At 69.5% G+C, this 12,590-nt stretch carries 15 protein-coding genes; 7 read left to right on the top strand and 8 right to left on the bottom strand.

Features of this window, described 5'->3' with window-relative positions; all coding sequences use genetic code 11:
- The first annotated feature begins 121 nt into the window (after positions 1-121).
- Positions 122-982: a carboxymuconolactone decarboxylase family protein gene (locus SM447_RS09215; RefSeq protein WP_474572312.1), complete on the top strand. Its 861-nt coding sequence runs from the start codon at positions 122-124 to the stop codon at positions 980-982.
- A gap of 72 nt (positions 983-1,054) precedes the next feature.
- On the opposite strand, the gene SM447_RS09210 is transcribed toward SM447_RS09215, so the two are convergent.
- Entirely contained in the window at positions 1,055-1,456 is a 402-nt protein-coding gene (locus tag SM447_RS09210; RefSeq protein WP_474572311.1) for a GntR family transcriptional regulator, read from the bottom strand.
- A complete protein-coding gene (locus SM447_RS09205; protein WP_474572310.1) occupies positions 1,453-2,262 on the bottom strand; it encodes a hypothetical protein in 810 nt (269 codons plus the stop codon). Before SM447_RS09205 ends, SM447_RS09210 begins: the two co-directional genes overlap by 4 nt.
- A gap of 71 nt (positions 2,263-2,333) precedes the next feature.
- Between SM447_RS09205 and SM447_RS09200 the strand changes: the two genes are divergently transcribed.
- A complete protein-coding gene (locus SM447_RS09200) occupies positions 2,334-3,017 on the top strand; it encodes a hypothetical protein (protein WP_474572309.1) in 684 nt (227 codons plus the stop codon).
- Between the two features lie 55 nt (positions 3,018-3,072).
- Here the strand turns inward: SM447_RS09200 and SM447_RS09195 are convergent, their stop codons facing one another.
- Positions 3,073-4,053 (bottom strand): phosphotransferase, encoded by a 981-nt coding sequence (locus SM447_RS09195; protein WP_474572308.1) that lies wholly within the window; start codon positions 4,051-4,053, stop codon positions 3,073-3,075.
- Between the two features lie 98 nt (positions 4,054-4,151).
- Between SM447_RS09195 and SM447_RS09190 the strand changes: the two genes are divergently transcribed.
- The 3 genes from SM447_RS09190 (at position 4,152) to argJ (ending at position 6,784) form a co-directional block, all read left to right on the top strand.
- Positions 4,152-4,874 carry a DUF6193 family natural product biosynthesis protein gene (locus SM447_RS09190; RefSeq protein WP_474572307.1) on the top strand — a complete coding sequence of 241 codons (723 nt, stop codon included), beginning with the start codon at positions 4,152-4,154 and terminating at the stop codon, positions 4,872-4,874.
- 25 nt (positions 4,875-4,899) lie between these two features.
- Positions 4,900-5,397 carry an N-acetyltransferase family protein gene (locus SM447_RS09185; RefSeq protein ID WP_474572306.1) on the top strand — a complete coding sequence of 166 codons (498 nt, stop codon included), beginning with the start codon at positions 4,900-4,902 and terminating at the stop codon, positions 5,395-5,397.
- A gap of 235 nt (positions 5,398-5,632) precedes the next feature.
- Positions 5,633-6,784, top strand: coding sequence for a bifunctional glutamate N-acetyltransferase/amino-acid acetyltransferase ArgJ (gene argJ, locus SM447_RS09180; protein WP_474572305.1), 1,152 nt, complete (start codon positions 5,633-5,635; stop codon positions 6,782-6,784).
- A gap of 54 nt (positions 6,785-6,838) precedes the next feature.
- Here the strand turns inward: argJ and SM447_RS09175 are convergent, their stop codons facing one another.
- From SM447_RS09175 to SM447_RS09165, 3 genes are all read right to left on the bottom strand, one after another.
- Entirely contained in the window at positions 6,839-7,360 is a 522-nt protein-coding gene (locus SM447_RS09175) for a GNAT family N-acetyltransferase (protein WP_474572304.1), read from the bottom strand.
- An 82-nt stretch (positions 7,361-7,442) separates the two neighbouring features.
- The gene (locus SM447_RS09170; RefSeq protein WP_474572303.1) at positions 7,443-8,162 is read right to left on the bottom strand and encodes a hypothetical protein; all 720 of its coding nucleotides are present in this window, start codon (positions 8,160-8,162) and stop codon (positions 7,443-7,445) included.
- A gap of 107 nt (positions 8,163-8,269) precedes the next feature.
- On the bottom strand, positions 8,270-8,689 hold the full coding sequence (locus SM447_RS09165) for a hypothetical protein (RefSeq protein WP_474572302.1): 420 nt from the start codon (positions 8,687-8,689) through the stop codon (positions 8,270-8,272).
- Positions 8,690-8,877: 188 nt separating this feature from the next.
- On the opposite strand from SM447_RS09165, the gene SM447_RS09160 reads away from it, so the two are divergent.
- Positions 8,878-9,483, top strand: a complete 606-nt coding sequence (locus tag SM447_RS09160; RefSeq protein ID WP_474572301.1) for an HD domain-containing protein — start codon at positions 8,878-8,880, stop codon at positions 9,481-9,483.
- Here SM447_RS09160 and SM447_RS09155 read toward each other — a convergent pair.
- On the bottom strand, positions 9,461-11,284 hold the full coding sequence (locus tag SM447_RS09155; RefSeq protein WP_474572300.1) for a pyruvate kinase: 1,824 nt from the start codon (positions 11,282-11,284) through the stop codon (positions 9,461-9,463). The genes SM447_RS09160 and SM447_RS09155 overlap by 23 nt on opposite strands.
- 179 nt (positions 11,285-11,463) lie before the next feature.
- On the opposite strand from SM447_RS09155, the gene SM447_RS09150 reads away from it, so the two are divergent.
- Positions 11,464-11,979 carry a GNAT family N-acetyltransferase gene (locus tag SM447_RS09150; RefSeq protein ID WP_474572299.1) on the top strand — a complete coding sequence of 172 codons (516 nt, stop codon included), beginning with the start codon at positions 11,464-11,466 and terminating at the stop codon, positions 11,977-11,979.
- Here the strand turns inward: SM447_RS09150 and SM447_RS09145 are convergent.
- On the bottom strand, positions 11,960-12,514 hold the full coding sequence (locus SM447_RS09145; RefSeq protein ID WP_474572298.1) for a hypothetical protein: 555 nt from the start codon (positions 12,512-12,514) through the stop codon (positions 11,960-11,962). The two genes, SM447_RS09150 and SM447_RS09145, sit on opposite strands and share 20 nt — an antisense overlap.
- Positions 12,515-12,590: the final 76 nt, after the last annotated feature.

Here is a 12,590-nt window from a genome sequence, read left to right as displayed (position 1 = left end):
ACACTCCCGGGCGCGCCACACCGACATCTTTGATCATCGCGGCTCATGGTCGCCCTGCGTGGCATCGGCCTGCTCGCGTTCGGGTCGAGACGGGCGAGTCGGCTCGGTGCGATGCAGCGGCGTGAAATCGTTGACGTGGCGTAGCGCGCTCGACCGGTGGCTGGCCGACGTCGCGATTGCCGTATACGGCGAGGTGCCGTACCAGCGGGCGCTCATCGGTTTCGAGATCGATGAGGACCCCGGCAACCGCGCGCCGGCCGGACGCGATGTGAGACCAGCCGCCGGTCATGCAGGGCCGATGGGCGCGGCCCGTCACCTGACGATCGTGTGGCCCCACGTGCGCCATTTTCGGACAGAGTCTGCGGTCCCAGTGGGGTACGGTTCGCGGTCGAGCGTGAGCAGGGGGAGCCGGATGAGCTATCTACAGCAGGCTGAGCAGTCGCCGGACACTGAGCGGATGTTCGACGCGGACACGAAGGCGTTGGGCTACCTGCCCAACTTCACCAGGTTGTTCGCCCACAGCCCGGCCGTGTACCTGGCCTGGCAGCAGCTCAGCCGTGCGGTGAGGGCTGAGATGGAGCTGCGCCGCTACGAATTGGCGACCCTCGCCGCGGCGCGGGCCCTGAAATCCTCCTACTGTGGACTGGCGCACGGGAAGATCCTGCGAGACAAGTTCTTCGACGCGCCGACCGTCGCCGCCATCGCGTCAGACCACGGCAGCGCCGGCCTCTCCGCGCAGGAGGTCGCGGTCGTGAACTTCGCCGGAAAGGTCGCGACCGATGCGAGTTCGATCACCGAGGCCGACATTGCGGACCTGCGCAGTCACGGTCTCGATGACACGGAGATCTTCCGCGTGATTCTCGCCGTTGGTGCCAGATGCTTCTTCAGTACGGTCCTCAGCGCTGCTGGGGCTGTGCCCGATGCACACTTCAACGACAGCCTCGACGCGGACCTGCGGCAGGCGCTGAGCTTCGGCGGCTAGACGCACCGTCGGAGCTCCTGCATAGAGGGTGGTCACTCTAAAGCACCTTGAGCCTGGAGCTCCGCCGGCTGATCAGTGTGGCAGTGACAACTGTGGCGGCGTGGCGTCCCCGTCCACCTGGCGCAATGCGTGCACCGCATCGTCGAGGCTCACGCCCAGTTCGCGGGCTGCCGCTCGGTACGCTCGTGCCGCCGCGTCGAGGGCGGTGAGTCCCTCTGCGCGTGAGATGTCGGGCTTGCGCTCGGCGACCGTGGTGCCGTGCCGCACGCGGGTCACAACCAGCCCGGCCGCTTCGAGTTCGCGGTAGGAGCGGGCGACTGTGTTGACGGCGAGACCGAGGTCGGCGGCGAGCTGCCGGATGGTGGGCAGGCGGGTCTTTGCGGGCAGCGCGCCGCTACGGATCATCGCGGCGATCTGCCCGCGGATCTGCTCGTACGGCGGCGTCGGGCTGTCCGGGTCGAGTTCGATGATCACTGCGCGGCCACGGTCGGCACCCGCCGAGGCGCGGTCGCCATGCGCCAGCCGGCCAGCGGCACTACCACCAGCCCGGCCACCACCAGCGGCACCGCCAAAGCCTGCGACGCCTGACCGGCCGACAGCCTCGCGAGTTCGTCGAGGACGCAGTACAGCATGAGGGTGGTGGCGCTGGCGGTCAGCGCGTGTAGTGACCGGGATCTGATGGCGTCGTCGGCGGCGAGGACGTCGGGCGGTCCCGGCGGTTGCGGGCGCAGCAGCACCCGACGCCGGGCCATCCACGCGAGCACCGACACCAGTACGGCTGCGCTGGTCCACAGGGCGACGCGGGCCCCCGCCTGAGCACCCGCCGGGGTGGTCACGATGATCGCGGCGAGCGCCAGGCAGGTGGCGACCGACAGCGGCAGGGCGGCCCGCAGCGACGGAGGCAGGTAGCGCTCGGGAGTGCGCCGGACCAGGCGCGCCGCGGGGCGCGGCGAGGTGCGGTGCGCCAGCCGTACCTCGGCCAGCAGGGCACCTGCGAACCAGCCCGCCACGGCGTACACGATGCTGAAGCCCAGCCGCTGATCAGCCAGGCCCTGCAGCGCGTACAACGTACAGCCGAACGCTGTGCCCGCGGCCCGCCAGCGACGGGTCACCACGAGGTAGGAGATCAGCTGCGGTCCGCTGTCGACGGTCACGGTGAGCCCGTGTCGCGCGGCGAGCCGGGCCAACCGACGACGCGCCACCGGCATGTCTGCGAGCACGAACACGAGCAGCGCGACCGCCAGCGACAGTGGGACGAGCAGCGGGTCCGGCATCGTCATCGCCCTTCCAGAACGGGACAGTCAATGTAGCAGAGCATTGATACATTGGGTCCCCGACGAGAGGGGTGACGGTGGGCTCGCTGACCGACGAGGTGTGGACGACGCTCGGGCCGCACGCCGACAGGCTGACCGGTCGGGGCCGTCGGCTGCTGGTCCTCACCGCCCTCGTGCTGGTCGCCGCCACCGGGCTCGCCCACCTGGTCGCCGTTTCCGGCCTGATCACGCCACGACTGCGGGTCGACTACGGCTGGGGGCCGTCCAGCTACCGCTACGGTGACGCGGAGTCGAGTTTCGTCTTCAATGCAGGCAGTACCCCGAGCCGGCGGGTCAGCTTCACCTTCGGGCTGTCCAATGAGGGCAGTTTGGCCGTAGAGATCATCGGCATCGGCGAGTCGCCGTCGGGACTTCGGCTGGAGGCCGTTCGCGTCGGCGAGACGCACCAGGTCTCGGAGAGCCGATGGACCACCGGCGGCCGGGACCTCGTTGCGGGCGAGCCCTACCTGCTGCTGCCTGACGAGATCCTGAAGGTAGAGCTGGAGTACGAGGTTGTGGACTGCGCGGCGGTGCCGGCGGGGCCACGCGCGATTCCGGCGCGAGTGGCCGGCCTGCGCGGCGAGCGGGTCGTCGAGCTGACACTGCCGGCTGCAAGCTTCCGGGTTGGTGGGTGGCACAACGTGGCGGACCCAGCCGACCCGGACGCGGTGCACTGGCCGGAGCACCTGGCCGACGCCGCCTGCCGGCTGCATCGCGGTTAGTGCGGTGTCCAGGAACGCCGCCGGAGCCCGCTCGTCGCCTGCGTCGGGCTAGTGGTCAGGGTCGTGGCAGCTGGTCCAGCGCGGCCGGTCCCCACCCGGTCGGGTCCTCGCCGGGTGGCACCATCGCGAGGGCCTGCCAGAGCAGCAGGATGTCCAACCATCCCGCCTCGGCCGGGGTCAGCGGGTGCACAGCCTGATACCCGGCGACGAACTGGGTACGGACCTCAACCGGCACCGGCCCCCAGTTGTGGTAGCGGGTGCCGAGCAGGGTCGCCGCCCGGGCCAGTTCGACGAGCCGGTGGTCGTGTCGGGCTTCCTCGAAGTCGAGGATCGCGGTGATCTCGCCGTCGGCGCACAGGATGTTGGCGGAGCGGAAGTCGAAGTGGACGAGCTGTGGTGGCAGCCGGTCGGGTGGCGCGCTGGCGACCAACCTGCGCAGCGTGTCGCGGGCCGCTGCGGGTAGATGTTCGGCGTGGGTGTCGAGCCAGTCGGTGACCCGCTGCGGCAACGGCTGGGATGCGCCGGTGAGCGGGGGAATCCGGTCGGCGTACGGGTATGCCGCGAGCGCATCCTGCAACCGGGCCAGGACCCTTCCGGCTGCGCGCACCTGAGCGGGGTCGGCGGTGTCGAGAAGGTCGCCCACGATGACTGTTTGCAGGCCCATCGAGACGCCGTCGACCTCCACCTGAAGGCGGCCGTCGCGTGCGGGAACCGGCGCCGAGACCGGTAGGCCCTGGCCGTCCAGCCAGCCCGTGAGTCGTGCCACCTCCGCGAGGCGCGAGAAACGCTCGGGCACCACCGACCACTTCGCGAGCAGCCGACCGGACGGCGTGCCGAGCCACGCCAGCGCGTTGCCGGCGCTCATCACGATCCGCTCGCAGGAGCTGACGCCTACGCCCCAGTGTCCGTCCAGGACGTCGACGATCCAGTGGACAGCCCCTCGCGCGTCGTCGAAGCCGAACATCCACTTCAGCGTGTCGTGTGGATCGTGCGCCTCCCACAGCATCTCCAACACGGGCACGCGCGATTCGACCATGCGGCGCATCCCATCACAGGCTGCGCCGCCCGCGCTCGCCCGACGCCATCGGAACAGGCGAGGCAGAATCGTGAGCCATGCCCACGTATCCCGATCCTGTGGTCCTCTACCCGGAGGTTGCTGCCGACGGAAGCCTCTCGGCGGCGTTGCGCGCCGCCGCTGTCGCACAAGGGTTGACCATTGCCGTTTCGCTCGCGGAGTCCGGCTCGATGTACCGCGCCCTCGTACCTACCCCTGTCGTGCACCGCGAGGAACTGCAGGTCTCCGCGAGCCGCGTGAAGCGGCAGTGGTCCATCCGGGGTTGCGAGCGGGACCAAGGTCTGGCCCTGATCGAAGGGAGCACGGCGGATCTCGCCCAGATCGCGCGGGCCGCGCAGGCGTGGCACGACGGGGTGCCCCTGACCGGCATCCGTGAGGCCGCCCCATTCGTGCAGTTGACCGGACGCTTCGAGGTGCCCGACCGCGATCCGGCCCGGTTGGTCGAATCGGAGTGGCGGCACCTATGTCAGGAAGCAGCCGAGGTGAACTGGCCCGAATACCAGGCGCTGATCGAGGCCGCGTACGCCGAGCCGAGGCTGCGTCAGCTCTACCCGTTCACCAGCCATTGGTCCTTGCGGTTTTCCACTAGGACCCGGCCCGGTCTCTCCCGAGAGATCTTGGTGTGTCTGCATGCCGGGCACGGCATGGACTACACCGTCACCATGGGCTACATGGGACGAAGGATCGGGGAGACCGCCACTGCGGCGGAGGCCGTGGCGTTGGCGGTGTGTCACCTGCCGGCCAACCTTACTCCCGCGACGTACGGCGCGAACACCTCGTAGGTTCGGTGTGGACTCTAGGATCGGGATGATGGGGGAGGAAACGCTGACGGTTCGGCCAGCGAGCTTGGCGGATGTTGCTTCATTGGTGGAGCTGCGACTGGCCAACGCTGAGGCGCACATCGCTCTCGACGCTGCCACCTACCGCGTTCCGGAACGCGATCTGGTGTCCCGTCACTTCGCGGCCATGCTGATCGATAGGGCCGGGCGGGATGGCGTCCTCGTCGCTGAGACTCCTGACGGTGAAGTGGTCGGGATGGTTGAAGTGCTGCGGCATTCGGGTTCGCCGGAGCATCAGATCCTGCGCCCTGAGCCTTCGGCCCAGATCCACACGGTTGTGCTGCCCGACGCCAGAGGGCTCGGGGTGGGATCAGCGTTGCTGGCGGCGGCTGAACGGTGGGCAAGCGACCGGGGGATCACGTACCTGTCGGCTGGCATCTACCACCGTAACGTCGATGCAGTGCGCTTCTACCGCCGGCACGGCTACACCGACGCCGGTCTGTCCCTCGGCAAGAGCCCGGATTAACGTGCTGGCCGTCCGCCGGCACAACGTCAACGATCAACCACAACAAGATCGACAGGACGCGTCATAGGCGGCGAGTCAGGCGGGCGACCACCACCGCCGACCCCGAGGCAACCATTGGACAGCCTCCGTACGACCTGGCGGACGTCTGGGATGCGCGGTCAGCAGGTCAGGGCCGAACAGGCCGGTGACCGGGGGTATGTTCTTGCTGATCGTGGTCAAGTAGGGGAGTCATCAGGTGGACGCCATCGCCCCTCGGGGTTTCCGTGCACTCGTCGGCAACGCGGGACTCAAGGAGCAGGGTGACGACTTCGTTGCGCTGGTCTCGGAGGTGCCCGCGGTCAGCGCGGCGGTCTTCACCCAGTCCCGGTTCGCCGGTCCCAGTGTGGTGCTGAGCCGTTCGGCGCGTACGTCGTCGGCCCGTGGGGTGGTGGTGCTCGCCCGCAACGCCAACGTCGCCACCGGCGAGGAGGGCATGGCGAACGCCCGCGAGGTCCGGGCGATGGTCGCCCAGGCGCTGGAGCTGGATCCGGACGACCTGCTGATCGCCTCGACCGGGGTGATCGGACGGCAGTACCCGATGCCCCGCCTGCGTGAGCACCTCGCCGGACTGCGTTGGCCGTTCCCGCCGGCGGACTTCGACCGGGTCGCCGCCGCCATCATGACGACCGACACCCACCCGAAGGTGGCGCGCTCGCGGTGCGGCGCGGCGACCGTCGTCGGTGTCGCCAAGGGCGTCGGCATGATCGAACCCAACATGGCCACGCTGTTGACCTTCTTCTGCACGGACGCCGAGATCGCCGCCGCAGACCTGGACCGGTTGTTCCGCGCGGTGATCGACCGGACTTTCAACGCGGTGAGCATCGACACCGACACCTCGACCAGCGATACCGCGGCCATCTTCGCCAACGGGCTGGCCGGTCCGGTCGACCTCGACGAGTTCACGGAGTCGCTGTACACCTGCGCCCTCGAGCTGGTGCGGATGGTCGCTCGCGATGGCGAGGGTGCCAGCAAGCTGATCGAGGTACGGGTGACCGGCGCGCGCGACGACATCCAGGCCAAGCGGGTCGGCAAGGCGGTGGTGAACTCGCCGCTGGTGAAGACCGCCGTGCACGGTGCGGACCCGAACTGGGGGCGGGTGGCGATGGCGGTGGGCAAGTGTGAGGAGGACGACGACATCCTGCCGGACCGCGTGCGTATCGGATTCGGCGGCCTGGAGGTCTATCCCGCTCCGGCGACCGACGAGACGCTGCGTCGGTTGCAGGACCACCTGCGCGGCGACGACGTGATGATCGAAGTGGACCTGGGCATCGCCGATGGTGCCTTCACCGTCTACGGCTGTGACCTGACCGAGGGATACATCCGGATCAACGCCGACTACACCACCTGACGCCCGTCTGCTGGGTTCGCCGGGGCAACAACCCGAGAGTTCACACCGGAGACGTCATGCTGTCGGCGTGCGTAGCTCACGGCGCATGCAGACGCGGGGCCAGCGGTCGAGCCCGAGTGCCGCCTCCCGTTGGCGGATGGCCCGGAGACCAGGGGTGAGGTCAGCCTCGTCGATGGTCTGGAATCCGCAGCGGGCGTAGTACGGGGCGTTCCACGGCACGTCAGCGAATGTGGTCAGGGTCAGCGCAGACACGCCGCCACTCATCGCACGATCGGCGAGGTTGGCGATCAGCTGACGTCCGACACCCCGACGCCCGTGACGAGGATGCACCGAAACCTGCTCGATGTGGAAGCTGCCGTCGACGACATCGGCGAGGAGATAGCCGACCGGCGTGTCGGTGTGATCGGTGGCGACCCAGGCACGACCTGCCTCGCGGTAGCGGCCGAGTACCTCGATCGGCAGCGGGTCGTCGTCGGCTATCTGGGGCATGCCGACATTGCGGAAGAGTTGTCCGGCGGCACGCTCGATGTCCTGCAGGATGGGGAGCTCGGCCTGGCGAACCTCGCGGATCTGCATCGGAGCATTCTGTCGATGCTGGTGCTCAGGGGCACCACATTTTGGGCGGGCGATTTCGGCAGGTGATCACGTGTCGCGGGCCCTACTCCACCGGCTGCGGCACGGGCTGGAACGCGACGTCGGTCACGTCGGCGACCAGCTCGGTGAAGTCGGTGCCGTACGCGGCCGGCTCGACGATCCGCAGCACCAGCGCGAACGGCCGGTCGGCGCCGAACGTGCGGTGGAGTTCGGGGTGGTGCCTGACCAGGTAGCGGGCGCCGGCGAGGTTGCTGCCCGCGCTCAGCCCGCCGATGAAGAACACCGGTCGAGCACCGGCCGGCCCCCAGAACCGGGCGAGCAGTACGTAGCTGGTCTCCGGGCTGAAGACGTACTCGGTGCCGCCGACCGTGAACGACGTCCGGCGCTTCTCCTCGTCGAAGACCTCGTACGTCACACCGCGCAGGATCGTGCGTACGTGTGTGGCACTGCGCGGGCTGGCACCACCGGGACCGCCGACGCAGAACTCGGTCAGCCGGCCGAGTTCCCCGGCCGGTTGGTTCTCGCCGACCCGGTCCGCGTACGCGCCGCATTCCCGGATGATGGTCGCCAGTTCCACCAGCGCGGCGACGTCGCGGCGGTGGACGCTGAACTCGCGCGGTGACGACGCGTGCCGGGAGACCACCAGGAGACAGCTCGCTCCGGCGGTGAGGCCGAAGAAGGCGCGTGCCCGGTTCAGCTTGCGTCGCCGCAGCAGGAACCCGGCGAGCCAGACGGCCGTGCCGGCGATGACACTCGCCAGCAGATTGATCAGCAGGTCGCCCATGCCTCGATGATGTCCGATCCCGTCTCGGCTCAGCTGCGCGGGAGTACGCCCAGGAGGGTCACGGTCAGGGCAAGCGTCAAGGAGTCCTTCAGCGCTGGCGAGCGACCTCAGGAGCCGGCCGCCTCGGCCAGGTGGTGGCGCAGCCTGACCAGTTCCAGCTCAAGGTCGTCGAGGTAGCCAGACGCCTGCAGCGTGCCATCCGGGCTGTACGCCACCTCGAGGTTGAGGAAAGTCCGACAATCGTTGATGCCCTGAGCCGCCCGGAACATGATATCGATCAAAGACACTTGGCCCGGCGGAGTTTGCAACGGCCCCTGGTCCTCGAACAGCCGGTGGCCTTCCGACTGGATGGTCTCGTACAGGTAGGACAGCGTCTCAAGTGCCGCCACCCATCGCGTCTGCGCGTCGGAGCCTGGCCGAGCGGCCGTCGGGAGGGACGGGAGCAAATCAGCGACCACCGCCTGCTCCCGCTGATTCACCGGCCACTCACCGTGGAGGTTCAGCATCGGCAGATCGACAAAGGGCATGCGCGTTATCGTATCGACGGGACGCCTTCCCGGCCCGCTCGAAGTTGCTGTGGTCGGCCGGGGCATCGCACTGGACGGCCACCCGAGCCCGAGAGCTGCGAGTCGCTGGCTGGACGGGTTCCGGGCAGCAACCTCATGTTCATCCTGCGTTCGGCGACGGTTCCGGCTGACGTGCCTACGGTGACGGCATGAGCGTCGCGATGGCGGTGCCGGTCCTGGTGCACCGGGCACGTGAAGAGGCCCAGGTGTTGCTCGCCGACCTGCCGCAGCGCTGGCGGCACACGGTCGGTGTGGCCCGGCGAGCTGAGGAATTGACCGGCGCGCTGGCCTCGGAGGGCGACCGGGACCTGCTGCTCGCGGCGGCCTGGCTGCACGACATCGGTTACGCCCACTCGTTGGTCGACACCGGGTTTCATCCACTCGACGGTGCCGCCCACCTGCGTCGGCAGGGCTGGCCGTTGCGGTTGGTCGCCCTGGTCGCCCACCACTCCGGTGCCGTTTTCGTGGCCCGGGCCGCCGGCCTGGCGCACGCGTTGACCGACTACCCCCGGGAGCGTGGTGCGCTGGCCGACGCGCTGACCTACGCGGACCAGACGACCGGTCCGTCCGGGCAGCGCCTCAGCATGGAGCAACGCCTGGCGGAGATGTTGGACCGGCACGGCGCGGGGTCGCTCAACGCGTTGGCACACCGGGAGCGTGGACCCTACCTGCGTGCGGTGGCCGCTCGGGTGCAGCACCGGCTCGCCACCACCGCACCGGTCGCGACGGCCTTCACTGCCCCTCCCAGGAGTTGATCTGCCGCAGCAGGGTCCGGCTCTTGCGCTGTACCGCCCCCATCCGGGCCAGGATGCTGTCCAGGGCCTCGATCGCGTCGAGGATGAACGGGCCCTTGTTGAGCATCACGCAGTCGGCCCGTTGGGCGGCGGCCGCATCGGTGATCTCGGCGCGGGACGGCTGCCCGGTCTTGGCCAGCGATTCGAGCACCTGGGTCGCCCAGATGGCCGGCACGTGCGCCGCCTCGCAGAGCGCGAGGATCTGCCGGGGCACCTCGGAGAGCCGTTCGAAGCCGACCTCGACGGCCAGGTCACCGCGCGCGATCATGACGCCGACCCGGGGTCGACGCATCGCGGCCAGCAGCATCGACGGCAGCTCCCGGAAACCCTGCCCGGTCTCGATTTTGAGGATCAACCCCAGCTCCGGCGCCTGCACCTCGTCGAGCGCCTTGAGTACGTGTTCGATGTCGTCCACCGACCGGACGAAGGAGACCGCGACGGTGTCGGCGTGCTCGGCGACGAACGGCAGGTGTGCGGCGTCCTCGTCGGTGAGCGCCGGCAGTGGCAGATCGGTGTCCGGCAGGTTGATCCCCTTCTCCGCACCCAGCCACTTTCCGCCCGGTTTGGTGCGGGTGACCCGCAGCGTCGCCTGCCCCTCCGCGGTCGACTCGACGACCGCCGCGATCGCGCCGTCGTCGAGCAGGACCGGGTGTCCGGGGCGCAGCGCGGCCACGGCCTCCGGCAACGTGCAGCCGATCCGGGCCACCTCCTCCGGGCCGGGTGGGTCGACGGGGGAGAGATCGGTGGTCAGCACCAACCGGTCGCCGGTGGTCAGCCGCAACCGGCGCGGTACGGGTGGAATGCCCGAGGCCCGGGTGGTGTGGCCGTCACACGTCAGCGCCGTGCCGTCGGCGACGTACGCATTGCGCTGCCCGAACGCGAGCACCCCGTCGGCGGCGACCTCGGCCACCGTGAACCTGCGTCGCCGTCCACGGTTGTCGCGTAGCCGCACCACGTCGCCGGGCCGCCGGTCGGACAGCCACCCGGACTCGACCTGCACGGTCAGCGGCGGCCGCCGGCCCGGCACGGGCGGTGCCGCCGGCACCTCGGGCAGGTCCGCCGGCACGAGCCACAGCCCGGCCGGGGCGACGACCCGGCCCGCCTCGTCGCGGGTGACCCGGGCCCGGCCGACCGCCGCGCCGTCGGCGATCGGCCCGGTGCGCAGCTTGGGACCGGGCAGATCCATGGAGATGACGACCCTTCGGCCCGCCTCTGCTGCGGCGGACCGGACATTGTCGATCATCCTCCGCCAGGCGTCCGGCCCGTCGTGTGCGCAGTTGATCCGGGCGACATCCATGCCGGCGGTGACGAAGTCAGCGACCAGGTCCTCGTCGTCGGCCGCCTCGGAGGGCAGGGTCACCATGATGCGGGTGGGCCGATCGGCGCGCGCCGGTCCGAACAATTGCTCCGCGTGCCCGGTGAGGATCTCGTCGCCGGCGTCGAGATCATCGTCGATGCCGGTGAGATCCCACGGTCCCGGATCCCCGCGCAGTGCCGCGAGCACGTTGTGCGCGGCCTGCACCTTGGCCCGTACGTTGGCCTCCGTGGTGGCCAACGAGGTGGCGCCCAGGTCCATCAGGTCGTTCTGCAGGTCCCTGATGTCCTTCTGGCGCAACGCGGTGTAGCGCACCAGGTTCCGGGCACCCCGACGGTGCGCCGGCGCCACCGCGTCGATTTCGTCGGCGCGCGCCGCCACGGCCGCCTCCAGGTCGGCGAGCAACGCGTCGAGCTGACTGATCAGGCTGTCCAGCGACTCAGGCATCGGCGCTTCCCTTCGACTGGCCTTAGCCTTGCCACGCGCCGGTCCGATCGAAACACCTGACACCGGAGATACGGTCAACGTTCATCCGCCGGTCGCGGCGCCCGGCGGATCGGACACCGCCGGCACCGCCCGCTCGCGGGCGGCCGGCTGTGCATGAGTCGAGCCGCTACCGTCAACAGATGATCGGCGACCTGTTGATCCGTGCTGCGGCGCCATCCGATCTGGGCGGTCTGGGGGAGCTGGCGGGGTCGAGGGATCGTGCCGAGGTGCGTCTCCAGGCCGCCGGGCGGGGCGAGGAGAACATGCTCGTCGCCGTGGTCGAGGACAACGTCGTCGGGATGGTCAGCGTCCGATGGCGGGGCGGCTGCGACGAACCGAACCCATGGTTGTACGGGTTGGCGGTGGTCGAGCCGGCCCGCCGTCGTGGCATCGGACGGGCGCTGGTCAGGGCCGGCGAGGCGGTGGGTGTGGCGCACGGTGCCGACGCCATGAGTATCGACGTGGACGTGGACGACGAGTCCGCCGTCACGTTCTACACGAGGTTGGGCTACGTGATCGTCCGCCCGCACGAGCACCACTGGCGTGCGATCGACCCGCGCACCGGCGCGGTGACCGGTGCCGGCACGGCATCGACCTGGATCATGCGTCATGAGCTTCGTGAGAGACCTGCGCGGCCTACTCGGTGTGGTAGGTGAGCCGTCCGGTATCGCTGAACGTCAGCGCGTCGCCGCTGTAGGCCGGGCTGAAGACGCCGCAGTTGCAGTCCTCGGCGGGCGGTGTGGCCGACGCTTCGGCGTACGACCAGACCTGGCCCACGTAGGCGTGGAACGAGTGACTGGTTCGCGGTGGCACCGCGACCGCCTCGTACGCCCTGCACTCGGAGTCGAAGAGCCACAGCACGTACGGCTCGCTGAATGCCGTGAGCATGCCGCTGACCGGATCGCCCCAGCGGTGCTCGGGGATGTCGCGGTGGTGGAGGTCGAGCACCACGTCGCCCTTGATCTGCCGGACGCACGCCTTGATCAGTTGAGCCGAGGGAGTGTCATCGGCCGCCGTCGGGGTGGGCGTGGGCGTCACGTCAGCGGGCGACCGGAAGGCGTCGAAGGGGCTCCAGGCGGCATCGGTCAAGCTGGGAAGCACCACGAGAAGGGCAAGAATCGCGGCGAGACCGGCGAAGAGCCAGCGGACGACGGCCCGTCGACGAGGTGCCGGTGGTCGTTGCGACCTCATCTGATCATCCTCTGTCCGATGTGGTGGAGAGGTGGCTCGCGCGGCCGTCGGACAGTCTAGGACGCTGACGTCCGTC

The sequence above is a fragment of the Micromonospora aridisoli genome (assembly GCF_056150025.1).
Note: the sequence above shows the minus strand (reverse complement) of the source record. Positions and strands in the feature narration are given on the sequence as shown.

What these genes read in the sequence shown, in the direction of transcription:
- SM447_RS09205 (WP_474572310.1), bottom strand. Translation starts at nt 2,262, where the DNA reads ATGACGATGCCGGACCCGCTGCTCGTCCCACTGTCGCTGGCGGTCGCG.
- SM447_RS09195 (WP_474572308.1), bottom strand. Translation starts at nt 4,053, where the DNA reads ATGGTCGAATCGCGCGTGCCCGTGTTGGAGATGCTGTGGGAGGCGCAC.
- SM447_RS09185 (WP_474572306.1), top strand. Translation starts at nt 4,900, where the DNA reads ATGATGGGGGAGGAAACGCTGACGGTTCGGCCAGCGAGCTTGGCGGAT.
- SM447_RS09175 (WP_474572304.1), bottom strand. Translation starts at nt 7,360, where the DNA reads ATGCAGATCCGCGAGGTTCGCCAGGCCGAGCTCCCCATCCTGCAGGAC.
- SM447_RS09170 (WP_474572303.1), bottom strand. Translation starts at nt 8,162, where the DNA reads ATGGGCGACCTGCTGATCAATCTGCTGGCGAGTGTCATCGCCGGCACG.
- SM447_RS09165 (WP_474572302.1), bottom strand. Translation starts at nt 8,689, where the DNA reads ATGCCCTTTGTCGATCTGCCGATGCTGAACCTCCACGGTGAGTGGCCG.
- SM447_RS09160 (WP_474572301.1), top strand. Translation starts at nt 8,878, where the DNA reads ATGAGCGTCGCGATGGCGGTGCCGGTCCTGGTGCACCGGGCACGTGAA.
- SM447_RS09155 (WP_474572300.1), bottom strand. Translation starts at nt 11,284, where the DNA reads ATGCCTGAGTCGCTGGACAGCCTGATCAGTCAGCTCGACGCGTTGCTC.
- SM447_RS09150 (WP_474572299.1), top strand. Translation starts at nt 11,464, where the DNA reads ATGATCGGCGACCTGTTGATCCGTGCTGCGGCGCCATCCGATCTGGGC.
- SM447_RS09145 (WP_474572298.1), bottom strand. Translation starts at nt 12,514, where the DNA reads ATGAGGTCGCAACGACCACCGGCACCTCGTCGACGGGCCGTCGTCCGC.